Raw genomic sequence first — 24,554 nt, forward strand, 5'->3', positions numbered from 1 at the left:
CTATGGCAGGCTCCATGCCGAGGTGAAACTGAAGCGACGCATCCGCCACCCCGCCGCGGTGCGCACCGCGGCGGCCGTGCCGAAGCCGCCGAACGAGGTGTGCCCGGCCGGCCCCGCGGCCGGCCCGATGTGCACCGCGGTGAGATGTGCCGTCACCGTGGCGGTGTCGCCGTCGCACACCACCCGGTGGTTGCCGCCGAGGTGGTGAGACCGTGGAAACTTCTCGTACGCCATGCGCTGGAACTCGCGCAGCTCGGCCATACCGCGAAACGTGCCCTGCGGGAAGACGAGCTCGGCGTCGTCGGTGAACACCGCGCCGAGCCATGCGTCGTTGTCCCGGTCGAAGTCGAGGTGGTGCACGTAGCGGTCGAAGAGCTCGACCAGCTCGGCCTTGTCGAGAAAAGCGTGCAGACGCTGTTGAACATCAACCATGGTGTGCGAAATCCTGATTCAGCGAGACAGCCCCCGCGTTGAGGCAGGACAGCAGCGTCCTGGCCTGCACGTTGAGGTAATGACCGTGGCCCGCGAGCCAATTCAACTGCGCGGGGGTGGCCCAGCAGTAGTTGCGCGGCACCTCCAGCGGCAGATCCGCCTCGACGAACATGTAGCGGCTCTCCGCGTTGAGAAACCGTCCCCCTTCCTCGGAATGCACTACGTCGTAACGGATCTGGTCCGGACCCGCGTCGCGGACCACGTCCAGGAACGGCGGCCGCTGGTCCCAGTTGGCGGGCACGCACTGCACGGTCGGCGCCAGCTCGACCGTGTCGAGAAAACCCGCCTCGACCTTCGCCTGCACCAGAAGATGTGGCAGACCGTCGATCCGGCGGAACACGAAGGCCGCGATGCCTTGGCCGTGCGGCTCGAACAGCGGCTGGGTCCACGAGGTGACCTCCCGGCTACCCGCCTCCACCTCGACCGCGATGAGCCGGAAGAACCGGTCGTCGGCCCGGCCGATATGGGTTTCGCCCCGATGCCAGCCGGCGACGTCGGCCAGCGGCATCAGCGCGATCTCCACATCGTGCCTGGCGCGCTCGACGGTGAACCACGATTGCAACTCGGCATCCGAACGCAGTGCGACAGCGCTGGTTCCGTTCATCGGGAAGGTCGCGATCACCGTGCGCGAGTCCATGTTCACCACGTTGTCGGCCTGCAGCAGCGCGCCGATCTGGCCGAGGGTCAGCCAGCAGAAGTCCGGATGCACCGTGACCTCATCGGTAGTCTCCACCAGCATGTTCCGGTTCGATTTGCGATAGAACCAGGCGCCGTGCTCGGACTGGAGCACGTCGGCGAGCACCCGCCCGGCGCCGAGATCGGTGAAGTAGGAAAGGTATCGGACGTTGCTTCCGCGGTGTACACCGGTGTAATTGCTGCGCGTGGCCTGCACCGTCGGCGAGAGCTGGAGCAGATTCCGGTTGCCCGGCTCCATCTTGGCCTGCATGAGAAAGTGCAGCACGCCGTCGAATTCCTTGGCCAGGATGCCGAGTATCCCCACCTCGGGCTGCAGGATGATCGGCTGCTGCCAGGATCGCACCGCCCCCTCGTCCACCTGCACCGAGAGCCCCTCGACGCTGAAGAACTTCCCGGTGCGATGCCGCATGTTCCCGGTGCCGGGCTCGAAGGACCAGGCATCCATCTCGCGAAACGGTATGCGGCGCACCTCGAATCGGTTCGCGGCCGCCCGTTCGGCCAGCCACGCCGGAAAGTCCGCCGTACGCAGCCACGCGCCGGCCTCGGTGGCCGCGGCCGACAACGCGAGCCGCTCCGACAGGTCCTCGTCGGAGCGGGTCCGGACCGAGCGCACGCTCACAGCCCCGCCACGACGGTGCGCAACACCTCGATGACGCGGTCCTGCTCGGCTTCGTTCAACGCCGGATACATCGGCAGCGAGAAGATCTCCTGCGCGAGCCCCTCGGTGACCGGCAGTTGCCCTGCGCGCCAACCCAGATGCTCGAATCCGGTCATGGTGTGCACCGGCCATGGGTAGCTGATGTTGAGCAGGATGTCGTGCTCGCGCATCGCCTCGATGATCGCGTCGCGCTTCGGGTGTCGCACGACGTAGACGTAGTAGACGTGGGTATTGCCGGGGTTCGTGGCGGGCAGCAGCAAGCCGTGCGACCCGGCGAGATCACCGAGCCCCTGTTCGTACCGCCGCGCCACGGTGTTGCGGCCCGCGATGTAGTCGTCGAGCCGGCCGAGCTTGCGGCGCAGGATCTCGGCCTGCACCTCGTCGAGCCGGGAGTTGTGGCCCGGCGTGCGCATCACGTAATAGACCTTGTCCATGCCGTAGTAGCGCAGCTGCTGCAGATTTCGCTGAATGTTCGCATCGGGGGTGACCACCGCACCACCGTCGCCGTAGGCGCCGAGCACCTTGGTCGGGTAGAAGGAGAACGCCGCGGCGTCGGACATGGTGCCCGCCAGCTGCTCCCCCTGCCGGGCGCCGTGCGCCTGGGCGCAGTCCTCCAGGATCTGCAGCCCGTGTTCGGCGGCCAGCCGCCGCAGCGGCGCCATGTCCACGCACTGTCCGTAAAGGTGCACGGGCACAATCGCTTTCGTGCGCGGCGTGATCGCAGCCGCCACCTGATCGGTGTCCATGAGGAAGTCCTCGGCCCGCACGTCGACGAAAACCGGTGTCGCACCGGCGCCGACGATCGCGACAACGGTCGGCGCCGCGGTGTTGGACACGGTGATCACCTCGTCGCCGGGTCCGACACCGAGGGCTTCCAGGCCGAGTTTCAGGGCGTTGGTGCCGTTGTCGACGCCGGTGCAGTGCGCGAGCCCATGGTATGCCGCGAATTCCCGCTCGAAACCGCGCACGCTCTCGCCGAGGATCAGCTGGCCCGATCCGAACACGGTCTGCACCGCGTCGAGGATGTCCTCTCGCTCCTTCTCGTACTCGGGCAGGTAGTCCCATACACGGGTGGTCATGAGTTTGCTCCCTTGATAGTTCGGGTGATCGGAACGGACATCGCGAGATCGGGCGCGCTCACACGGCGGCCGCGATGTCCATGACGTATTGGCCGTAAGGCGATTTCGCGAGTTGCCTGCCGAGCCAGTGGCAGGACTCCTGGTCGATGAAGCCCATGCGCAGCGCGATCTCCTCCACGCAGGCGATCCGCACGCCCTGGCGGCGCTCCATGATCTCGACGTACTGACCGGCCTCCAGCAACGCCTCATGAGTGCCCGCGTCGAGCCAGACGAAGCCGCGGCCGAGTGGCACCAGGCGGGCCCGGTCCTGCGCCAGGAAGGTCCGGTTGACGTCGGTGATCTCCAATTCGCCGCGCGCGGAGGGCTGCAGATCCTTCGCGATCGCGACGACATCGTTGTGATAGAAGTACAGACCGGTGACCGCGAGATTCGACCGCGGCCGGGCCGGCTTCTCCACCAGGTCGAGCAGGCGGCCGTCGGCGTCCACCTCGGCGACCCCGTAGCGTTGCGGGTCGAGCACCGGATAGCCGAACAGCACGCAGCCGTCGACGTCGTGGCTGCTCTGTTGCAGCACCTCGACGAAGCCTGGACCATGAAAGATGTTGTCCCCCAGCACCAATGCCACCGGTTCGTGGCCGATGTGCCGCTCGGAGACCAGGAACGCGTCCGCCAGCCCGCGCGGCTTGTCCTGCTCGGCGTAGGTCAGGCACAATCCGAGCGCCGACCCGTCGCCCAGCAGCTGCTGGAAGCGCGGCAGATCGTCCGGGGTGGCGATGATCTCGATATCGGTGATGCCGGCGAGCATCAGCACCGAGAGCGGGTAGTAGATCATCGGCTTGTCGTAGACCGGTAGCAGCTGCTTCGACACCGCCAGGGTGACCGGTTGCAGCCGAGTGCCGCTGCCACCGGCGAGGATTATCCCCTTCACGGCCATCTCCTTCAGGATCGCTTGTGCGGCTTCATAGTTCGGAGGATGTCACTGCATCGGGCGGTCGGTTTCCGGCGCACCGGCAAGGTGCAGGCAGTCTTCGAGGAAGCCGAGCGCGCGCAAGTGGTAGGAGCGGGCGGCCCAGCCCAGGCTGATGTTGTGGCCCGCTCCGGATTGCCGCTCCACCGCCACACTCGGCGCGCCGGTGAAACGAGCGGCCATATCCCGCAACGTATTCGGGTCGTGCCGCCACAGCGCCTCGTGTTCGGCGAAGGTGCACCGGACCGGCACCGCGACCCGGGCCGCCACGCGCCCGAACACCGCCGGCCAGCGGGCCGCCTCGGCCAGCTCCAGCGCGGGCGTCGGCGCGACGACGGTCGAGCTGGTCCGGAAAGTCGCGGGCGGGTACAGCCGCGGCGGCCCCCAGCCGCGCAGCGCCCGCCTGCGCGCGTCTGCGAGCTGGAACAGGCGCGACGCGTACCGATGGCCGCAGCCGGAGATGTCCACCCCGAGCAGCCGGGCCGAGCCGAACGCCTCGGTGGCGAGGCGCAGCGCGACCATGCCGCCGAAGGAGTGCGCCAGCAGGAAGAAGCCGGCGCCGACGTCGTGCTCGGCCGCGAATCCGGCGAGCGCGTGCCGCAGCGTGCGCGCCTGCGCCGCCTGCGTCTGTCCATCGCGCAGTGGCGCGGCGGACCGCCCGTAACCCGGCCGGTCCACCGCCAGCACCGAATAGCCGAGACGGGCACCGAGGGTCAGCAGCGACACCTCGGCCGTCGCCTGCCCGTCGAAGTAGTTCGCGTTCATCCCGGCCCCGTGCAGCGCCACGATCGTCGCGCGCGGTGCTTCATCGGGTCGATTCAGCAAGGCGGACAACGTGATTCCGGCACCGTCCAGCAGTACCGAACGGACGCCGGTGGAATGCGCGAGCGCCGCCGTGGTCACCGCTGCGCCTCGGCGGCTACGCGGCGGGACACGGCGTCCGCCGGACCGAACCAGCGGCGCAGGGCCGCGGTCAACGCCGTACGGTCGCGCCGCTCGGCGGCCGCCCATGCCACATAGCCGTCGGGGCGGATCAGCACGGCGGTCACGTCCTCGAGGCCGCGCCGCTGCGGTAGTTCGCCCGCCACGACGGTGACCCGGTCCCGCCACGGATCGGCCGCGGCCTGCAGCGCACCGTCCGCGGCCAGGTCCAGCAGCACCCCGCGGGCCGGATGCAGCAGTTCGGTGGTCGTGGTCGCGCCGGCCGCGGTACGCAGTGGCCGGGGTGGAATCCGCCTGCCCTGCAACGGATGTGCCGCGGGGTCGGGCGAATACCGGATGTCGAGCCCGCTCACCGTGCCCGCGAGGTAGCGCTTGGTGTCGTCGTAGGCGATCAACTCCGTGAACAGCTCGCGCAGTGGATCCGCCTCGGCGCCGGTGATGTAGAGCATCCCCTGTACCCGGGTGTTGTCCAGCAGCCGGGCGCCGACCGGATGGCGTTCGGCGTGATAGGTATCGAGCAGTTCCGGCCCGGCCGAACCACGCACCACGGCACCGAGTTTCCACCCGAGGTTGGCCGCGTCCTGGACGCCGGTACTCAGCCCCTGACCACCGGCGGGAAGATGGATATGCGCCGCGTCGCCCGCCAGGAACACCCGGCCTCTGCGGTATTCCGATGCCTGGCGGGTGGCGTCGGAGAACGAGCTGGCCCAGTCCGCGCGACCGTGGGCGATCGAGTCCCCGGTGATCCGTTCCCACGCCGCGGCCAGCTCGGCGAAGCCGATCTCGGTTCCGCGCTGCACCACGGGTGTGTCGTGCTCACAGACCACGACGCGGTCGACACCGGGCGCCAGTGGCATGGCCATGATCATCCCGCCGGGGAGCCGTTCACCGAACGGCCGCGGCGCGATGTCGCAGCCGACCACGTCGGCCAGATACATACCGAGAGTGCCTGCGGTGCCGGGAAACTCGAAGCCCGCGAGCTTGCGCACGACGCTGTGCCCGCCGTCGCAGCCGACCAGATAGCCGGCGCGCAAGGTCTTTTCGTCGCCGGCGACGTCAACCGTGACCGAGACACCCGCGCCGTCGTCGTGCAGCCCGCGCACGGTCCAGCCGCGCCGAAGGTCCGCACCCAGTTCGCCGGCCCACCGCTCCAGCGCCGCCTCGGTCTGTGATTGCGGCACGCCTCGCGCGCCGAAATGACAGTCCTCGAGCACCGTGTAGTCGAACAGCAGCCCGCCGAAGTGACCCATCGGACTCTGTTCCAGCCCGCCGACGGCCGCGAGCAGGCCCCGCTGATCGAAGGTCTCCATCGCGCGGGCGGTGAAGCCGAGGCCGCGGGACTGCCCCGTCGGTTCCGGCAGTTGTTCCAGCACCACGACTTCGGCACCAGCCAGCCGCAATTCGCCGGCGAGCAGCAGGCCGGTCGGCCCGGCGCCGACCACAATCACATCGGTGTCCACGTTTGCTCTCCTTGTCTGCGCACGGGCTCGCGGTCAGTCCACGGACCCGGGCGGGCCGAACCAGTGCCGCAAGCGGCCGTCCAGGTCGGCATCCGCGGAGCCCACCCAGCTCACGTAGCCGTCCGGCCGTACCAACACGGCCTCGGTACCGATCTCGTCGCCGTCCGCGACCTCGGCCACGCCGACCCGCTGGGCCCAGGGCGCGACCACCTTTTCCAGCGCGTCGACCTGCGAGCGGCCGGACCCGAGCACCAGCCCGCGCCCGGTGCGCAGCGCCTCGGTGCTCGTCCCGGCGGGCTCGCGCAGCGCCAGTTCGGGCAGCCGGACGCCGAGCCAGCGGTGCTCCCCCGGCTCGGCCGGATAGCGCACGTCCAATCCGCTGATCATCCCGGCCAGGTGCACGCGCACCGATTCCGCCGCGATCAACTCGCGCAGCATGGTCCGCAACGACTCGACTTCCGGTCCGCCGAGCAGCAATTCGGTCTGGACCCGGATGTTCGACAGGATCCGCGCACCGACCGCACTGCGTTCCGAGTGATAGGTGTCGAGCAGCTGATCCGCCGCGCCATGCAAGGCGGCGGCCAGCTTCCAGCCCAGGTTCAACGCGTCCTGCAGACCGAGGTTCAGCGCTTGGCCACCGCTGGGCATCTGCTGATGCGCGGCATCACCCGCGAAGAGCACGCGGCCCCTGCGGTATTCCCGCACCTGCCTGCTGGTGTCGTCGAAGGCGTTCACCCACAACGGCTTGCCGTGCCCGATGGCTTCCCCGGTGACCTGCTGCCACGCCGCCGCGACCTCGTCGAACGAGGGAGCGCCCGATCGCCCGGCACCGTCGGCGCCGAAGCGGTGCACCATCACCCTGGTGATTCCGGCGGGATTTCTCGCCGCCGTGGCGAATCCGTGCTCGTACCGCTCGAACCGGCGATCCTCGATCGCCAGGCCCGCCACGTCCGCGCGCAACAGTTCGCGGGCGGCCGAGCGGCCCGCGAACTCCACGCCCGCGCACTCGCGCACCGTGCTGTCCGCGCCGTCGCAGCCGACCACGAATGCCGCACGCAGCCGCCGTATTCCGGTGCCGGTCTGCGCGCAGACCTCGACGCCGGCGCCGTCGTCGTGCACCGCCGATACCCGCCAACCACGCCGGACCTCGGCGCCGAGCGCTACGGCCCACTCGTGCAGCAATGCCACGGTGGTGGTCTGCGGTACCTTCCACTGACCGGGGAACCGGCTGGGCAGGGTGAGATCCAGTGGGATGCCGCCGAAGTGGCCGCGCGGCTCGTTCGGCACGGGGCCGAGTTCGTCGACCAGGCCCCGGGCGTCGAAGATCTCCATCGTTCGCGCGTGCAAGGTCGAGGCCCTGGACTCCGTCGACGGCGTCTCCCGCGACTCCAGCACGACGACCTCGACGCCCCCGAGGCGCAACTCACCCGCCAGCATCAGCCCGACCGGGCCCGCGCCGACGACGACCACCTGCGTCTGTTCGATCATCGGGTCAGCCGCGTCGCTCGGCGAAGGTCTTCGCGTGCTGCAGGGTGGTCATGCTGTTGGTGCTCAGCGCATTTCGCACGAAATCCTTGGCATCTTCGAGCGTCTTGTCCGCGCCGAGGATGTCGGCGATCCGGTCGGTGTCGATCGTGACCGTGTGCTGCGAGGTGGCCAGCACGCCGTCGGCATTCTCGGCGAAGGTCCACCGGCCGGTGTGCAGCGACATCAGCGCGGGCAGGGTCACCTGCTTGTAGACGATCGAATGGTGCGGGTAGGTGACCCGATAGGACTTGGTGGTGTGCACCGACCCGTCGCGCGTCTTGGTGTCCATCTCGAGTGTCTGCAGGCCGGGCGAGGGCTCTTCCAGCCGTGCGGCGGCGACATGCGGCAGCCGCTCGGTCCACAGCTGCGCCTGGTCGATGAATTCGTAAGCCTGCGCGGCCGAACCCGCGATCTGCACCGAGTCCTCGAACGAGAAGGTGGAATCGGCGGCCGCGTAGGCGAATTCGAGTTCGGTCCGCAATCCCTGCAGTTCGCTGCGCGAATTGCGGTCGACCGCCTGGTCGATCCAGGCCAGACCGTCCGGATCGTCGTCCACCGCACGGTAACTGTGCTGCAGCCGGACCAGTGCGGTGTCGTCGGATCGGGCTTCGATCAGCCAGGCGCCGCTCATGAAGGCCACCGGCGGTGCCGAGATCTCTTGCTGGAAGGTGATTTTCCGCGCGTCCGGATCGAGCGTGCGGCGTGAGGTCCAGTTCTTGGCGGTGCCGTTGGCCGTCGCCCAGATCCGGATCCGTTCGGCGCCCTCGGATTGCTCGAGCTGCTCCACGTAGATCGTCGGCCCGAAGATGCGCGGCCAACTGCCGACATCGGCGATCAGCGCGTACACCGTGTCCGCGGGTGCGGCGATCTCGATCTCGTGCTCGACCTCGCGCATAGTGCTGGTAGTCATCGAAATACCTGTTCCTCGAGCTCAGAAATTGCCCAGTCCGCCGCAGACGTTCAACGCTTGCGCCGTGATGGATGCGGCGGTGTCGGAGGCCAGGTAGCCGACCAGACCGGCTACCTCCTCCGGGGTCGAGTAGCGCCCGAGCGGGATCTTGGCCTGGAACTTCTCCAGGATTTCCGCCTCGCTCTTGCCGTAGGCGCTCGCGTAGCCCTGCCGGACCCGCGCCGCCATCGGCGTCTCGACGTAACCGGGGCACACGGCGTTGACCGTGATGCCGGTGGGGGCCAGCTCATTGCCGAGCGCCTTGGTGAACCCGACGACGCCGTGCTTGGACGCCGAGTACGGCGCACCGAGCACCACGCCCTGCTTGCCCGCGGTGGAGGCGATGTTGATGATCCGGCCACGGTCCTTGGTGCGCATGCCCCCGGTGTTGAGCACCTCGCGGGTCAGCCGGAAAACACTGGTCAGGTTGGTCTCGATGACGTCGTTCCACAGCTCGGCGGTGATATCGGCGGTGACGCCGCCGCCACTGCGCCCGGCGTTGTTCACCAGGACGTCGATCGACCCGAACGCGTCGACGGCGGCCTGGACGAACTGCTGTACCTCGGTGTCCGAGCGGACGTCCACGGCGGCGCCGTCCACCGTCAGGTCCTCCGAACGCAACTGCTTCACCGTGGCGGTCACGTTCTCCGCGGTGCGCGCGCCGATGAACACCCGGTGTCCCGAGCCGCCGAGCAGGCGGGCGACGGCCAGTCCGATTCCGCTGGTCGCCCCGGTCACCAGGGCTACCGGCGCTTCGACATTCGACATCTGCGTTCCCCCTCAGGCCGCGTTCACGAGACGCGCGTTGACGGCGCCGATCAGGGCCCGCGGCGTGGTGGCCGACAGCAGGGTGTCCTCGTCCAGTGAGATCTCGAACTCGCGCTCGATCCGGCCGCTGGCTTCCAGCAGCGCGAGCGAGTCGTAACCGAGATCGTCGAAGAGCACGTCGAGCACGGGTTCGCCGAAGTCGATGCCCTCGTCGCCCGCAGCCTCGAGCATGATCCGGCCCAGGTCGGTGAGTGTGAATCGGTCAGCCATTGTCCTTCTCCTTCATGAGTTTTCGTTGGTCAGCACGAGCGCCGAGTTGAATCCGCCGTAGCCGCGGGCCAAGACCAGCGCGGTGCGCACGGTGGCCGGACGGGCTTGGCCCACCACCAGATCCAGCTGCGCCTCCGGATCGGGCTCGACATGCACGGTCGGCGGAATCAGGCTGTGCCGCATGGCCAGCAGCGCGGCGACGAGATCGAGCGGCCCGGCACCCGAATAGAGCCGGCCGGTCATCGTCTTCGGCGCGGTGACCGGCACCGCGCCGGCGCCGAACACCGCCGAAATGGCCTGCGCTTCCATGCGATCGAGCTCTGGCAGCCCCGCCGCGTCGGCGAAGACCACGTCGACATCCGCCGGTGCCCGCCCGGCATCGGCCAGCGCCAGTTCGATCGCTTTGCGCAGCCCTGGCCCGTTCGGGTCGAATGTGGCTGCGTAACCGGCGATCTCGCCGTAGGTCCGGGCGCCACGAGCCCGCGCGTGGCCGTCGGACTCGACGACCAGGATCGCGCCGCCCTCGCCGGGCACGTGCCCGTTCGCGCGGGCGTCGAACGGCAGGTACGCGTCCGCCGGGTCGTCGCTGGTGCTCAATCGCCCGCTCGCCTGCTGCCCGATCCAGCCCCAGGGGCACAGCGACGAGTCGATCGCCCCCGTGACAATGGTGCTGGTGCCCTTGCGAATCGCGCGCCGCGCGGCGGCGACGGCGTCCAGACCACCTGCTTGGTCAGCGACCAGCACGCTGGCCGGGCCCTTCATGCCGTTGCGAATCGCGATCTGGCCGCTGTTCACGGCGTAGAACCAGGCGAAGGACTGGTACGCGCTGACGTACTGGCTACCCCGGTGCCACAGGTTCTGCAATTCGCGCTGGCCGAATTCGAAACCGCCGGCCGAGCTGGCGGTGATCACGCCGATGTCGAATTCCGGCAGCCGGCTCGGCGTCAGCCCGGCGTCGGCGAACGCCCAGTCCGTCGCGGCCAAGGCCAGCTGGGTCATCCGGTCGGTCTGCGGGAGCAGCCTGCCCGGCAGGTGATCAGCGGCCTCGAAGCCGGGCACCTCGCCCGCCAGCTGTGCCGGATAGCCACTCGGATCGAACCGGGAGACCCGGGCGATGCCCGACTTCCCGGCCACCGTGGCGTCCCAATATTGTTCCACGCCGAGCCCGTTCGGTGCCGCCACACCGAACCCGGTGACCACCGCCGTCGTCATGCCGCGCTCCGTTCGGCGCGGGCGAGCACCATCGCGCTCTGGAAACCGCCGAAGCCGCTGCCCACGGTCAGCACCGCGTCGGTCACGTGCTCGCGCGCGGTCAGGGGCACGTAGTCCAGATCGCATTCCGGGTCCGGAGTGTGCAGGTTGGCCGTCGGCGGGACGGTGTTGTGCGTCATCGCCAGGATCGACGCCGCGATCTCGATCGAGCCGATCGCGCCGAGCGAATGCCCGACCATCGACTTGATCGAGCTCACCGGGATCTCGTAGGCCCGCTGTCCGAGGCTGCGCTTGAAAGCCGCGGTCTCGTGCCGATCGTTCTGCTTGGTACCCGAACCGTGTGCGTTGATGTAGTCGATCTCGTCCGGGTTCATCTCGGCTTCGTGCAGCGCCACCCGGATGGCCTCGGCCATCTCGATGCCGTCTGGCCGCAGGCCGGTCATGTGATAGGCGTTGCTGCGGGTCGCGTAGCCCGCGATCTCGGCATAGACGCGCGCACCGCGCCGCTTGGCGGACTCGAGTTCTTCCAGCACGAACACCGCGGCGCCCTCGCCCAGCACGAAGCCGTTGCGGGTGCCGTCGAACGGGCGCGACGCGGTGCCCGGCTCGTCGTTGCGCGGCGAGGTCGCCTTGATCGCGTCGAAACTGGCCACGGTGATCGGCGAGATGGGCGCGTCGGTGGCGCCCGCCACCATCACGTCGGCGGTGCCCTCGCGGATCAGCTCGACCGCGTAGCCGACGGAGTCGATGCCCGACGTGCAGCCGGTCGAGATCACCGTGGTCGCACCGCGCGCCCCGACCAGCTCGGCCACCTCCGCGGCGAACGAGCTCGGCACCAGGCAGCTGTACAGATGTGGCACGGCGTACTCGTGGTCGACCAGGTGCAGCCGCCCGGCGTCACTGACTACGCGGTACTCCCAGTCCAGGCTGGTGGCCGCGCCGACCGCGGTGCCGATCGTGACGCCGACCCGGTACGGGTCGTAGGCCTCGATGTCTATTCCGCTGTCGGCCACCGCGTTGCGCGCGGCGACGGCGACGAACTGCGCCGCCCGATCCATCCGCCGGACCTCCTGCGGACTGAGACCGCCTGCCTCGGGATCGAAGTCGACCTCGGCGGCGATCTTGGACCGGAAGGGCGCCGGATCGAAGAAGGTGATGCCGCGGGTCGCGGTACGGCCGGCGCTCAACAGCTCCCAGAACGCGTCGCGACCGACGCCGCCGGGCGCGAGCACCTCCATGCCGGTGACGACGACTCTGCGCTCGTTCACGATTCGGCTGCCCAGCTGTAGAACCGGGTGGCCATGGCGTCCGAGGGCGTACGCCACTGCGGGTCGTAGGCCTCGATGTACGGTTTCAGATCGGCGCTGATGCCGATGAAGCGCGGATCGGTCTTGGCCTGCTCGATCCGTTCGCCGCCGTCCGCGGAATCGAAGTCCTGCAGGTGGAAATAGAGTCCGCGGTAATAGAACAGCTGCCTGCGGCGGGTACCCATGCGGTGCGGCATCTCGGTGCCGTCGAACTCGGCGAACAGGTCCGCGACCTGTGGGTGCGATCCGGGATCCATCCGCGCCACAATCAATGTGCTGTGCATCGGAGTTGTCTCCTTCTACTAGATTCGACGCTCGCAATCCCAGAAGATCGCCCACATCGGCGAGCGGACTGCACTGGCGAGGATTCTTGACTCCACGCAGCGGGTAGCGATTTCGACCCCGGTTCCCATGATCTTGAAGGAATCGACAATAAACAAGATTCGAATCGGTCAGGACATTGTCAAACTTTTGATTCCGCCGAACACCGCCGAAATGCTGCGAGAACACCGAGTGTCAGCGGACTGTCAACTCGCCACGGGCGCCGACAGTCGAGCAACGATTCGAACTTGACCAAGAATTGACACAAATATGCAAAACCCCGTATTGCCTATTCAACGGCAGACTGGAAATTATTGAATATCAAGCCGGACGGCTCATTCGCCGGACGCGCTCGCGACAGCTGCCGGCCAGACCACGACATATCCGGAGGTACCGATCGCAATGCGATTCCTGCTCACCACCTTGCCCGGCACATCGCACCTGTTGCCGCTGGTGCCGTTCGCGCAGGCGGCGCTCGCCGCCGGGCACGAGGTGCGCGTGGCCTGCACCGGTCCGGCACTGCCCGCCGCGGTGGCGGCCGGGTTGCACGCGCTGGCCGTGGACGACGGCACCTCGGCCCGGCCGTACGAGGAGATCGTGCGCCGGATCGGCGAGACCGACATGACCGAGACGATGTCGCCCGCGCAGATGCACGCGGAATTCGCGGCCGCGTTCGGCGAGACCGGCAATCTCATGCTCGGCGGGTTGGTCGAGGCCGTCCGGGAATGGCAGGCCGATGCCGTGGTGTACACCCCCATGGCGGTGGCCGGCCTGGTGGCCGCGCGCGCGACGGGCACTACGGCCATCGTGCACGGTCTCGGCACCCGGTGGCCGACCTACGGGCCCGCCCTTGCCCACTTGCGCAGTGCGGCAACCGATCTCGGTGTCACCGAGGCGGTCGAGGCGGATATCGAGATCGACGTCAGCCCGCCCTCGCTCGAGGCCATCCACCATCGGACCACGCCCGCGCCGACGCAGACCTACGCGAGCCGCATCGAGGGCATGCGCTACCTCCCCTACAACGGCGGTGGGGAACTGCCCGCCTGGGTGCGCGCGCCACGCACCGGGCGCCGCCGGGTCGCGGCCACCCTCGGCTCCTTGACCGCGACCTACGGCGACGGCACGCTGCTGCGGCACATCATCAAGGGCGCAGCGGAGCTGGACGTCGAGATCATCCTGATGACCGGCGACGCCGCCTTGCCCGGCCCGCTGCCCGAGTATGTGCGCCCGGTGCCGTGGCTGCCGTTGCGCGCGGTGTTGGAATCCTGTGCGGCCGTTGTCCATCACGGCGGAGCGGGCAGCATGTACGCGGCCCTGGACGCCGGCGTCCCCCAGCTGGTGCTGCCCGACCGCGGCACCGACAGCGATACCAACGCCCAGATCGCGGTGACCCGCGGCGTGGCCCTGCGGCTAGACGCCGGGGAGATCGGCGCGAGCACCATCGAACAGTCGCTCGGCAAGCTGCTCGACTCCGAGAGCCATCGCGACGCTTGCACCGAAGTAGCCCAGGAGATGCACGACATGCCTGCTCCCAGCACGGTAATCGACCGGATCGCCGCCGCGATCACCGCGCCGAAGGCGGGTGCGCGATGAGCTCGGTCGAGGTCAGAAAGCTCGGCATCGAAGGCGCGGTGGAGTTCTCCGTGCCGGTATACCGGGACAGCCGTGGACTTTTCACCAGCCCGTTCCAGATCGACGCGTTCGACGCGGCGCTCGGCCACGGCCTGTTCCCGGTTCGCGACATCAGCCACAACGTCTCGGCTCGTGGCGTACTGCGCGGCATCCACTACACGACGACCCCGCCGGGGCGCTCGAAGTACGTGTACGTGCCACACGGCCGCGTCACCGACTACCTGGTCGACCTCCGCGTCGGCTCACCGACCTTCGGCCGTTGGGACCAAACGGAATTGGGCGGCGACGGCGCGACGGCCAAGGCGTTGTTCATCCCGATGGGCGTCGGACACGCCTTCCTCTCGCAGGAGGACGATTCGATCGTGGTCTACGTGATGTCGGAGGGGTACGAGGCGGCCAACGAGTTGGCCGTCTCCCCGCTGGACCCGGAGATCGGACTGCCGATCCCCCGGATCCCCCGTCCGGAACAGTCCGAAAGAGACCGCGCCGCATTGACTCTCGCGCAGGCCGGCGAACGCGGACTGTTGCCCGACTACGCGACCTGCCTCGAGCTGGAGGCGAAACTGTGGCACTGACACCACCTTTGGTCACCCTGCTCGGCGCCACCGGCTTCGTCGGTTCGGCGGTGCTGCGGGAACTCGCCGCACGGCCGATCCGGTTGCGCGTCGTCGCACGGCATCCCGCACCGATCCCGCCCGACGCGCGCGCCACCATCGAGGTGTGCACCGCGGACCTCACCGCGCCCGGCGTGGTGGCCCGCGTGGTCGCGGACGCGAACATCGTCGTGCACTGCGTCGCCTACATCAACGACGGCCCGTCGACCTGGCGGATCGCCGAGGGTGACGACGCGGCCGAGCGAGTGAACGTCGGCATCGTCGCCGACCTGGTCGCCGCGCTCGAGCAGCGCACCGACCCGGTCGGCGTGGTCTTCGCCGGCGCCGTCTCCCAGGTCGGCAAGGGCGCGGGCGAGGTGATCGACGGCACCGAGATCGACGCTCCCTCAGGCGAATACGACCGGCAGAAGCTGCGCGCGGAACGGCTGCTGCTCGACGCGCTGGCAGCGGGGCCGCACCGGGCGGTGTCGGTCCGCCTGCCGACGGTCTTCGGCAGCGGGCCACAGTCGACCGCGCGGGACAAAGGCGTGGTCTCGATGATGATCCGGCGCGCGCTGGCGGGCGACCCGCTGACCATGTGGCACGACGGCACCGTCAAACGCGACGTGGTCTACGTCGAGGACATCGCCCGGGCGCTGGTGGCCGCGACGGAGCACACCGCCGAACTGGACGGGCGCGCGTGGGTGCTCGGCTCCGGTCACGGCATTCCACTCGGGCAGTTGTTCGGCACCATCGCGGACCTGGTCGCCGCGCACACCAACAGCCGGGTCCCCGTCGTGTCGGTGCCGCCGCCCGCCCATGCCGAGGCCGGCGATCTGGTGCACATCACCATCGACTCCTCGGCTTTCCGCGCCGTCACCGGGTGGCAGCCGACCGTTCCCCTGGAAACCGCACTACGCCGGACCATCGAGGTCTGCGCGGCCGAGCGGGTCACCACCGAATCGACGGCCGGCTGAGCCGGTGCCTCGACGCCACCGTGACTCGCGCGAGTCACGGTGGCACCGCCGAAGAATGGAGCACACATGGACGTCGGACTCGTTTTCGATCTCCGAAACCCCCGGCAGTGGCAGCGGCCGTGGGCCGACCACTACGCACGCACCCTGGAGTTCTGCGAGGAGGCCGATCGGCGGGGCGCCGGTGGCATCTGGTTCACCGAGCACCACCTCTTCGAGGACGGCTATCTGCCGCAGCCGCTGACCTTCGCGGCCGCCGCGGCGGCGCGCACCCGCCACGTCCGGATCGGCACGGCCGTCGTGCTACCGGCGCTGCGCAAGCCCGCACAGCTCGCCGAGGAAGCCGCGGTCGTCGACCTGATCAGCGGCGGACGGCTCGAACTCGGCCTCGGCGCCGGCTATCGCGTACCCGAATACCAGTTGTTCGACGCCGATTTCAGCAAGCGGTTCGCCCGCACCGGCGCGACGATCGAAGAGGTCCGCCGCCTGTGGGAGACCGGCGGTGTCACGCCGGGCCCCGTGCAGCAGCCGGTGCCGATGTGGGGCGGCTTCTATCGCCCGCGCGGCGCGCGGCTGGCCGGCCGGCTCGGCATCGGGCTGATGCACATCTCGCACGAGATGTTCGCGCACTATCAGGTGGGATTGGTCGAGGGCGGGCACGACCCCGAGTCGGCGCGGGTCGCGGACCTGGTGCCGATTCTGCTGGCCGACGACCCGGAAGCCGCGTGGGCCCGCGTCACGCCCTATCTGGCGCATCAGAAGAACACCTACCGCAGTTCCTCCGTCGAGGGCACCGACCGCCCGGCCCCGCCGCTGCTCGGTCCGGACGACCTGCGCGTACGCCCGTTGGACGGGTCCTGGGGCCACCTGGAGATCCTGACGCCAGAGCAGGCCGCGGTCCGGATCAAGGCGCGCATCGCGGGATTGCCGGTGCGGCACTTGATCTTCTGGGCCGATATCGCCGGCATGCCGGACGACTTGGTGGCGCGCAACATCGAGCTGGTGAGCGAGCACCTGCCACCGCTGCTGGCCAAGGAACTCGACGTGGCAGGAACTGCCCGATGAGCACTCGGAGACGCGCATGAGCGGCGAGCTCTATATCGCCGGATGCGCCACCTGGCTGCCACCGACCGTGTCGACCGGCCAGGCCGTGGCCGCGGGCGACTGCGACGAGAAGCTGGCGACGATGACCGGCATGGCTTCGGTCACCGTGGCGGAGAAGGAATCCGGGCCCGAGATGGCCGCCAACGCCGCTACCGCGGTGCTGGACCGGACCGGTATCGGGCCCGACCGGATCGACCTCATCCTGCACGCCAGCCTGTACTTCCAGGGTCATCACCTGTGGTCGCCCGCGTCGTACATTCAACGTGTCGCGGTCGGAAACCATTGTCCGGCAATGGAAATCAGGCAGGTCTCAAACGGTGGCATGGCCGCACTCGAGCTGGCGGGCGCCTATCTCGCGGCGTCCGCCGACCGGGATTGCGTGCTCATCACCAGCGGTGACCGGATGCACCCACCCGAGTTCGACCGCTGGCGCAGCGATCCCGGCACGGTCTATGCCGACGGCGGCACGGCGCTGCTGGTGTCGCGGCGGTCCGGTTTCGCCGTTCTCCGTGCGCTGCATACGGTTTCGGACCCGGAGCTGGAAGGGATGCACCGCGGCGGCGACTCCTACGGTGCGCCGTCGCTGACCACTCCGTCCCCGGTCGACCTCGAGGCGCACAAGCGCGAGTACGTCGCCGCGCGCGGTCGGCAGTACAGCGCCGCGCGCGTGGCCGCGGGCCAGAAGGCCGCGCTGCACGGCGCACTTGCCGCGGCCGGTGTCGAGCTTGCCGACATCGCGCGAATATCGTTGCCGCACATGGGCTGGCGGCGGGTCAAGGCGGGCTTCCTGTCCCAGTTCGACATCGATCCCGAGCGCACCACCTGGTCGTGGAGCCGGACCATCGGTCATCTCGGCGCGGGCGATCCCATCGCCGGTCTGGACCACCTGGTCGGCACGGGCGCGGTCGGCCCGGGCGACCTGTGCCTGCTGGCCAGTGTCGGCGCCGGGTTCAGCTGGTCCTGCGCGGTCGTCGAAATCCTCAGCCGCCCTCCCTGGGTGGCCGCTGCCGAGGGGAATTCCCATGAGTAGTCCGACCCTGGCGATGATGTTTCCCGGCCAAGGTTCGCAATACCCGCGCATGGCCGCCGGGCTCTATCGGGAGGAGCCCACGTTCACCAAGGCGATGGACGAGGTCTTCGCCGCCTTCGGCGCGCAAGGCGCACCGCTGCGCGACGATTGGCTGGCCACGACGCCCGTCGTGCCGATCGACCACGTCACGCGGGCCCAGCCACTGCTGTTCGCCATCGACTACGCCATGGCCCGGATGGTGACCAACTGGGGCTTCCCGCCCGATCTCGTCATCGGGCACAGCATCGGCGAACTGGCTGCGGCGGCCTACACCGACATCCTGTCGCTGCCCGAGGCCGCGGGCGTGGTGCTCGACCGGGTGCATCGAATCGCCGCGGCGCCCGCGGGCGGCATGCTCGCGGTGGCCGCGACCGTCGACGAACTCGAGCCCTACCTGTCGCAGGAGGTGGCGCTCGCGGCGATCAACGCGCCACGCCAGACCATCCTGGCCGGATCCGACACCGCACTGGCCACGGTGTCCGCCGAGTTGCGCGCGGCGGGACGCACCTGCCGAACCGTGCCGTCGCTCAGCGCGTTTCACAGCCCGCTGCTGCTCCCCGCGGCCACCGGCAGTCTCGAATACCTGGCCACGCTCACGCCGCGCAAGCCGCGCATCCCGGTCTTGTCCTGCTACACCACCCGGCCACTGGACCAGGCGACGATCGCCGATCCGGCGTACTGGGCCCACCATCCCGTGGCGACCGTGCGCTTCTGGCCCACCTTCGATGCGCTCGTCGGATCGCACGAGCGCATCGTGTGCGTCGAAGCCGGTCCCGGACAAGGATTGTCGACCGTCGCGCGCAGGCATCCCGCCATGCGCGAAGGCCGCGGCGCGGTCGTGTCGGTCTCGCCCGCCCGCGCGGGCGGCGCGGACTGGCAGGCCGCGGCCGCGGCCTTCGCCACTCTCACCTCGGTGTGCGCACCGCCGTCGTGATCACCCGGCCGCCTCCATCGGAGCCAGCTGCTCCCGATCGGCCGCCAGCCGCATCAGCAGCGCGTGTGCCACGGAGGCCAGCGTCACGTGCCGATGCCAGCCGCCGTAGCTGCGGCCGGAATAGTCCCGGACACCGGCCTTGTCGGCGACCTCGGCACCGTCCCGCTCGACCCGGGTCAGCGCCGCCGCCAGCCGGACCAGTTCGCCGGCCCGTTCGGTCGGCAGATCGGTCAGCCACAGTGTCCGCGCGGCCGAGCCGGTCTGCGCGGGCATTTCCAGCAGCGCCAGTTCCGCGGCGGGTCCGCCGGCGGAATTGCGCGTGCGTGGGGCGAAACCTACCGTCACCGCGGCGGTCCGGGGTGACCGCAATTTTCCCGGCAGCTCACCGTGCGACGGCAACAGCATGCGCCGCCGACTTCCCTTGGCGGCTTTCATGATGTCGCCCGCGGGAATCAGGCAGTCCGCGCGGTGGCCGGTCAGCATTTCGTCGGCAACATGCAATTTCGTCGCGTGATCGATGCGCGACAGCGACGGAATACCGTGCGCGTGCAGCCGCGGCACCACCGCGCGGATATCGAGCTCGCGGGCGTCGAGCACCACCGGCCGCACCGGCAGGCGCCAGTCGCGTTTCAGGCGCAGGCACAGCTCGACGATCAGGTCCTCGCGCAGCTGTGGCAGCAGATCCGGCGGAATCGCCGCGGACGAGCGCCGATGCTGGTCGTCGAGCCAGCCGCGGGGCAGGTGCAGGCGCCAGTCGACGGGTGCGCTGAGTTCCGGCGACAGGGCCCAGATCGCGGTCGCCTGTTGCACATTCACCACCCGGCCCGCGGTGGGCAGGAAGCGCCGCTCGACGCCCACCGAATGCTGACCCGACTTCTTGATCGCCATCGAGTGCACCACCAGCGACTCGATCTCCTGCCTGCGGAACAGGTACTCGGCAAGCGCGAGGCGAACCGGGGTCCAGTCCCAGTTCGAGGCGCTGATGAAATGGTGCAGGCTTTGATCGGTGACGGTGCCGTCGAGCGATCGGGCGATATTGCGCACCGATTTACGACCGGGCGAGTCCAACAGCCCTTTCAAATATTGTGCCGCTCGACTACGTTGATCTTTACGCGGCAGCGAAGAGAACAGAATATTACACAGCTCGGCAGCCTCTTCAAAATCTTCGAACATACGAATGCTCCCCAATATTGCTTTGAACCGCGGAGATTCCAGACAGCCCGGAAATTGTTAGACCAACTTGCGAGTGCGGCGTCCGACGCTCATTACTCTACACAGGTGACATAATCTGCATAGCTCCCCTCGTCGCATTTGACAAAGATTTGACATAGCCACACCGCACCATTAGAGGTACCGGGTTTCAGGTCTGACAAAGATCTGACATCGCCGAGGGCGCGATGTCGGCACGGGGTCCCGGCACCGGGCCCGGACACACGAAAACGCCCAGTTCAGTGCGGTTTCTGACGAGCTGGACGTTGATCACTCGCGCACGCTAGCGGACAATCCCGCGCCGCGGAACCGGATGGATCGCCAATTAATTACGGATTCTCGCCAATCCACTTGCCCGGGCCGATGATCGTCGCCGTTTTCGCGCCGCGTTGCACCAGTAGTGCGATATGCAGTCGCGAGGGACAGCCGAGCTTGACCATCACTCGGCGCAGATGGTTGACAACCGTCCACTCCGACAACCCGAGTTCGCCGGCGATCATCCGGTTCGTCTTGCCGGTCGCCACCAACTCGGCGATCTCCCGCTGGCGTGGCGTGAGCGTGTCGAGCGCCGAACGGCCGTGCCCGGAGCGCACGGACCGCGCGTAGTCGATTGCCGCCGCCAGGCTCATCGTCGACACGAGGCGCACGGTGTCCGCGAACAGTCGCCGGCCCAACCGCTGCGGCCAATCGAAGATCTCGCCGTCGGTGTCGAGCGCCGGTATGCCGTGATCGGCGCGTAGCCGGGCACCGGCCAGCGCCAAGGTCGCCCCTGCCGCCGCGTACTCGGCGCCGCACAGCGCGTACGCCGCACCGCAACCCTCGATGGCACAGATCGCTTCGAGCGGGTATCCGTGCACCTGAGGATGCTCGAGCACCTCCCGATAGATCAGCAGCGCCCGATCGGCGGTGCACAGTCTGTTGCTCGCCAACGCATTACGCACCGCGAGGCCGCCGTCCGCCGGCGCGATCCGCTGAATCCGCTGCCGCAGTTCGGCCCACTCGGCGCTCACCGGCGCGAGCGGGGTGAGCGCGGCGCGGGCGAGCTCGAGCGGATCGGCGTCGGTATCGGACTGCTCGCCGAACCGCCGCAGCGCCGCCGCCTCGTCCAGTAACGCGACCGCGCGCCGAAACCGGCCCGCGGCCAATGCCCACCGGCCGAGTAATCGCACCCCGCGCAACCGCTCCGCGCCGGGTAGGTCTTGGGCCAGACCTGCCGAGAGTCGCCTCTCCACGTCGTCCAGATGGCCGCACCGGATCCATACGTCCTGCAGATCTGCCGCAATACGCAGGGCTTCGCCCACCCGACCGGCGAGGCACAGTTCGCTGATCGCCGTCCGAAAGTCCCCCGCGTGCACGTCGGCGCAGGCGGGCACGGGCCGAGCGGGATCCATTCCGCGCCCGAGGAATTCGGCCAGCCGACACAGCCGATCGAGATGCTCGGCACGCAACCGTGCCGCAAGCCCCGGGTCGGCCGCCAGCCGCCGACGGCACCAGATCCGCACTGTCGCAGTGAGTTCGTAGCTGACCTCGCCCTGCGCATCGAGTCTGCCGTGCAGCAGGCTGCGATTCACCAGCTCGGCCAGGCCGGTGGTGGTCAGCTCGCCGTCGAGGCCGCCGAGCAACAGCACCGCGCCGCGGTCCACCGCGTCGGTGCACTGTGCCAGCCGCAGCAGCAGCTCGAGCAGCACCGGATCGACGTCGGTCAGCCCCCAGTCGATGGCGGCGCACAATGATCGGTGCCGCACGGGCGTGTCCGCGGATCGCGCGGTCACCAGATCGCCGCCCGCCTCGATCCGGCGCAGCGTCTCGGCCGCGCCGACCCGCACGATGTCGGCGGCGGCCAGCTCGAGAGCCAACGGCACGCCGCCCACCGCACGCGAAATATCCTCCAGCACAGCCTGTTCAGCACGAGCGGCGGTCTCGACGCAGTCGCGGTCGATACTGCTGAGCAGGAGCTGGGCCGCAGGCGAGAAGTCGCCGTGCTCGGTCGGCGCCCCGGCCGGCAGCGCGGACACGCTCAACACACATTCGTTGCGCAGGCCCAGCGGCACGCGGGTGGTCAACACGATCCGCAGCCGCGGCGACCGGTCGAGCAGCTGCGCGATGTCGCACGAGATCGCCGCTGCGACAGGATCACAATTGTCCAGCAGCAGCACAGCCGGATCGGTGGCGAGCGCGGCCGCGATACTCCGGAGCAGTTCGGCGGGCTCGCCCGGACGGTCCGGCCCCGGTCCGCACAGCTGATCCAACACGCAGGCCAGCGCGACCGGGCGGTCGGCCGCCGACGCGAGATCCACCGAAACGACCCGGTATTCGTGAAGAGCCCCGGCCCGCAAGGCCGCCCGGGCCAGACTGCTCTTCCCGACACCGGCGGTGCCGGAAAGCGAGAGCAACCGGACCCGTCGATCGGCCAGCAGCCCGGCCAGTTCGGCGAGCTCCTCGGTGCGATGCAGCAACTCCGGCGCCCGCCGCCCCGCGAACTTCATCTCGCGCTCCCTTGCTCGCGTTCCGGCGGCGCCGCCGCCGTGCCCTCAGAGCTTGGCGCTGCGCGGCAGTGCGAAGAACCCCAGCGATATGAGGATCATGATGCCGATGCCGTAGGCGAGGGTGTAGCGGAAGGTGTGCGCGAAGTTGATCGCATTGGCGTGGGCCCCCGCATCGGTCAGCACCCGCGTGACCACCTCGTCGGCCGGCCCGTTCTGCTGACAGCTGTGCGGCACCTCGGACGGATCCACCTGCGCCGACCGATCCTGTACGCAGGCCCGGAAATTCGCGAGGATCTGTTCCTGTGCCGGTGTGGGCAGACCGGCCGCGGTGAGTTCGGTGCGGATCGACGCCGTCGTCTCGTCGACACCGCGCGCGGAATCGTGATCCAGCTGATTGAAGAATACGATGCCGACCAGCGCGACACCGAGCGCGATGCCGAGTTGCTGGCCGGTGTTGAGCAGGCCGGAGGCCGCCCCGGCGTCCTCGGTCCGCACCTGGCTGAGCACGAGATCGATGGTCGGCGCCACCACCAGGCCGAAGCCGAGGCCGATCACGAGCAGCGGCGTCATCATGTGCCACGGCGTGGTATCCGGGCCGTAGTGGGCGACGAACCAGCCGTAGAGCCCGAGGCCGAGACCGGTGACCACGCCGCCCGCGATCAGTACCTTCCGGCCGAAGCGCGGCGCGAGTACGCCGGCCGAGGCGGCCGCCCCGACGCCGGTGGCCACCGCGAAGAACAGCGAGGTGAGTCCGGCCCGCATCGGCGACCAGCCGAGGCCCACCTGCATCACCAGCGTCCACACCAGAAAGAACCCGCCGAAACAGATCCAGAACAGCAGCCAGCTCGTCAGGCCGAGCGCGAAAGGCCGCAGCCGGAACAGGCTGAGGTCGATCAGTGGTGAACCGACGGTGACGCGGCGCCTGCGCTCGTACCCGATGAACATCAGCAACACCGCCACCGAGGCGGCGATCATGGCGAAAGTCCAAGCGGGCCAGCCCAGCCGGCGCCCCTCAGTGAGCGGGTAGGTGAGCAGCAGGATCGCGGCGACGATCAGGACGACGCCCACCGGGTCCAGTCGCGACGCGGCCGCGGAGCGCGATTCCTTCATCACCAGCGCGCCCGCGATCACTGTCGCGACGCCGAAGGGGATGTTCACCAGGAAGATCGGCCGCCAGCTCAGATCGAACAGATTCCATTCCACCAGCAGCGCGCCCAGCGCGAGCCCGACCGCCGTCGCCGACCCGCACACGCCGCTGTAGACCGCGATCGCCTTGGCCCGTTCCTTGACCGGGAAGGTGATCCGCAGGATGGCGAGGATCTGCGGCACCATCAGACCGGCGGCCGCACCCTGCAGGAAGCGCGAGACGATCAGCGCGGTGGGTCCGGAACTCAGGCCGCACGCCGCGGAGGCCAGCGTGAAGCACGCCATGCCGATGAGGAAGACGCGTTTGCGCCCGTACAGGTCACCGAGTCGCCCACCGGTGATGAGCGTCGCGGCGAAGGCGAGCACATAGGCCGCGACAATCCATTCGATCTGCGAATACTGCGCGCGGAGATCGCCCTGGATACTCGGCACCGCGACATTGACGATCGTGACATCCAGCAAATCCATGAAGCCGGCCGCCAGCACGATCGCGAACGTGATCCAACGGCGCGGATCGACGGTGACCGGGTCGCCATCGGGTGGCGTCGACCGGTCGATATGCGCGTACTCGAGGTCCTGTGCCACGACTCTCCTGATTTCGCTCGAATGAGACGATCGACGACGCCACGCTGACTTTCGTGCCCACCTGATCAACTTGCCGAACGCAACGCAACCTCGCCGTGAACAGACAGAATGCTACAGACCGGGACAGCGATCGCAATGCTCCTTCCGTAGCAGTAACCTGCCATTGGAAGCACA

Annotated in this window: 22 protein-coding genes; 6 read left to right on the plus strand and 16 right to left on the minus strand. The window is 68.9% G+C overall.

Annotated features, from left to right (window positions below):
* The 13 genes from NBRGI_RS33055 to NBRGI_RS33115 are packed head-to-tail and all read right to left on the minus strand — an operon-like array spanning position 1 to position 12,611.
* Positions 1–432 (minus strand): nuclear transport factor 2 family protein, encoded by a 432-nt coding sequence (locus tag NBRGI_RS33055; protein ID WP_029901104.1) that lies wholly within the window; start codon positions 430–432, stop codon positions 1–3.
* Complete coding sequence (locus NBRGI_RS33060) at positions 425–1,807, minus strand: NDP-hexose 2,3-dehydratase family protein (RefSeq protein ID WP_029901105.1); 1,383 nt, start codon at positions 1,805–1,807, stop codon at positions 425–427. The genes NBRGI_RS33055 and NBRGI_RS33060 overlap by 8 nt, the downstream gene beginning before the upstream one ends.
* On the minus strand, positions 1,804–2,925 hold the full coding sequence (locus NBRGI_RS33065; RefSeq protein ID WP_029901106.1) for a DegT/DnrJ/EryC1/StrS family aminotransferase: 1,122 nt from the start codon (positions 2,923–2,925) through the stop codon (positions 1,804–1,806). Before NBRGI_RS33065 ends, NBRGI_RS33060 begins: the two co-directional genes overlap by 4 nt.
* Before the next feature lie 58 nt (positions 2,926–2,983).
* Positions 2,984–3,853: a glucose-1-phosphate thymidylyltransferase RfbA gene (gene rfbA, locus NBRGI_RS33070; RefSeq protein ID WP_029901107.1), complete on the minus strand. Its 870-nt coding sequence runs from the start codon at positions 3,851–3,853 to the stop codon at positions 2,984–2,986.
* A 48-nt stretch (positions 3,854–3,901) separates the two neighbouring features.
* Positions 3,902–4,795, minus strand: a complete 894-nt coding sequence (locus NBRGI_RS33075) for an alpha/beta hydrolase (RefSeq protein ID WP_029901108.1) — start codon at positions 4,793–4,795, stop codon at positions 3,902–3,904.
* The gene (locus NBRGI_RS33080; protein WP_029901109.1) at positions 4,792–6,294 is read right to left on the minus strand and encodes an FAD-dependent monooxygenase; all 1,503 of its coding nucleotides are present in this window, start codon (positions 6,292–6,294) and stop codon (positions 4,792–4,794) included. The genes NBRGI_RS33075 and NBRGI_RS33080 overlap by 4 nt, the downstream gene beginning before the upstream one ends.
* A gap of 33 nt (positions 6,295–6,327) precedes the next feature.
* Positions 6,328–7,782: an FAD-dependent monooxygenase gene (locus NBRGI_RS33085; protein WP_029901110.1), complete on the minus strand. Its 1,455-nt coding sequence runs from the start codon at positions 7,780–7,782 to the stop codon at positions 6,328–6,330.
* Positions 7,783–7,786: 4 nt separating this feature from the next.
* Complete coding sequence (locus tag NBRGI_RS33090) at positions 7,787–8,731, minus strand: aromatase/cyclase (protein ID WP_029901111.1); 945 nt, start codon at positions 8,729–8,731, stop codon at positions 7,787–7,789.
* Positions 8,732–8,752: 21 nt separating this feature from the next.
* The gene (gene fabG, locus NBRGI_RS33095; RefSeq protein WP_029901112.1) at positions 8,753–9,538 is read right to left on the minus strand and encodes a 3-oxoacyl-ACP reductase FabG; all 786 of its coding nucleotides are present in this window, start codon (positions 9,536–9,538) and stop codon (positions 8,753–8,755) included.
* A 12-nt stretch (positions 9,539–9,550) separates the two neighbouring features.
* The gene (locus tag NBRGI_RS33100) at positions 9,551–9,808 is read right to left on the minus strand and encodes an acyl carrier protein (RefSeq protein ID WP_029901113.1); all 258 of its coding nucleotides are present in this window, start codon (positions 9,806–9,808) and stop codon (positions 9,551–9,553) included.
* A 12-nt stretch (positions 9,809–9,820) separates the two neighbouring features.
* The gene (locus NBRGI_RS33105; protein ID WP_029901114.1) at positions 9,821–11,020 is read right to left on the minus strand and encodes a ketosynthase chain-length factor; all 1,200 of its coding nucleotides are present in this window, start codon (positions 11,018–11,020) and stop codon (positions 9,821–9,823) included.
* On the minus strand, positions 11,017–12,288 hold the full coding sequence (locus NBRGI_RS33110; RefSeq protein WP_029901115.1) for a beta-ketoacyl-[acyl-carrier-protein] synthase family protein: 1,272 nt from the start codon (positions 12,286–12,288) through the stop codon (positions 11,017–11,019). Before NBRGI_RS33110 ends, NBRGI_RS33105 begins: the two co-directional genes overlap by 4 nt.
* Entirely contained in the window at positions 12,285–12,611 is a 327-nt protein-coding gene (locus NBRGI_RS33115; protein ID WP_029901116.1) for a TcmI family type II polyketide cyclase, read from the minus strand. The genes NBRGI_RS33110 and NBRGI_RS33115 overlap by 4 nt, the downstream gene beginning before the upstream one ends.
* Before the next feature lie 439 nt (positions 12,612–13,050).
* Between NBRGI_RS33115 and NBRGI_RS33125 the strand changes: the two genes are divergently transcribed.
* The 6 genes from NBRGI_RS33125 (at position 13,051) to NBRGI_RS33150 (ending at position 18,954) form a co-directional block, all read left to right on the plus strand.
* The gene (locus NBRGI_RS33125) at positions 13,051–14,241 is read left to right on the plus strand and encodes a nucleotide disphospho-sugar-binding domain-containing protein (protein WP_029901117.1); all 1,191 of its coding nucleotides are present in this window, start codon (positions 13,051–13,053) and stop codon (positions 14,239–14,241) included.
* Positions 14,238–14,855: a dTDP-4-dehydrorhamnose 3,5-epimerase family protein gene (locus NBRGI_RS33130; protein ID WP_029901118.1), complete on the plus strand. Its 618-nt coding sequence runs from the start codon at positions 14,238–14,240 to the stop codon at positions 14,853–14,855. The genes NBRGI_RS33125 and NBRGI_RS33130 overlap by 4 nt, the downstream gene beginning before the upstream one ends.
* On the plus strand, positions 14,846–15,850 hold the full coding sequence (locus NBRGI_RS33135) for an NAD-dependent epimerase/dehydratase family protein (protein ID WP_029901119.1): 1,005 nt from the start codon (positions 14,846–14,848) through the stop codon (positions 15,848–15,850). Before NBRGI_RS33130 ends, NBRGI_RS33135 begins: the two co-directional genes overlap by 10 nt.
* Before the next feature lie 66 nt (positions 15,851–15,916).
* Positions 15,917–16,912: an LLM class flavin-dependent oxidoreductase gene (locus NBRGI_RS33140; protein WP_029901120.1), complete on the plus strand. Its 996-nt coding sequence runs from the start codon at positions 15,917–15,919 to the stop codon at positions 16,910–16,912.
* Positions 16,913–16,928: 16 nt separating this feature from the next.
* Complete coding sequence (locus tag NBRGI_RS33145; protein WP_029901121.1) at positions 16,929–17,981, plus strand: ketoacyl-ACP synthase III family protein; 1,053 nt, start codon at positions 16,929–16,931, stop codon at positions 17,979–17,981.
* Positions 17,974–18,954 (plus strand): acyltransferase domain-containing protein, encoded by a 981-nt coding sequence (locus tag NBRGI_RS33150; protein ID WP_029901122.1) that lies wholly within the window; start codon positions 17,974–17,976, stop codon positions 18,952–18,954. Before NBRGI_RS33145 ends, NBRGI_RS33150 begins: the two co-directional genes overlap by 8 nt.
* Here NBRGI_RS33150 and NBRGI_RS33155 read toward each other — a convergent pair whose 3' ends face one another.
* The 3 genes from NBRGI_RS33155 to NBRGI_RS33165 form a co-directional block, all read right to left on the minus strand.
* Entirely contained in the window at positions 18,955–20,127 is a 1,173-nt protein-coding gene (locus NBRGI_RS33155; protein ID WP_081878333.1) for an IS701 family transposase, read from the minus strand.
* Positions 20,128–20,492: 365 nt separating this feature from the next.
* On the minus strand, positions 20,493–22,649 hold the full coding sequence (locus NBRGI_RS33160) for a LuxR C-terminal-related transcriptional regulator (RefSeq protein ID WP_029901124.1): 2,157 nt from the start codon (positions 22,647–22,649) through the stop codon (positions 20,493–20,495).
* A 45-nt stretch (positions 22,650–22,694) separates the two neighbouring features.
* A complete protein-coding gene (locus tag NBRGI_RS33165; RefSeq protein WP_029901125.1) occupies positions 22,695–24,380 on the minus strand; it encodes an MFS transporter in 1,686 nt (561 codons plus the stop codon).
* Positions 24,381–24,554: the final 174 nt, after the last annotated feature.

The organism is Nocardia brasiliensis IFM 10847 (genome assembly GCF_000710915.1).
GTDB classification, from domain to species: Bacteria; Actinomycetota; Actinomycetes; order Mycobacteriales; family Mycobacteriaceae; genus Nocardia; species Nocardia brasiliensis_A.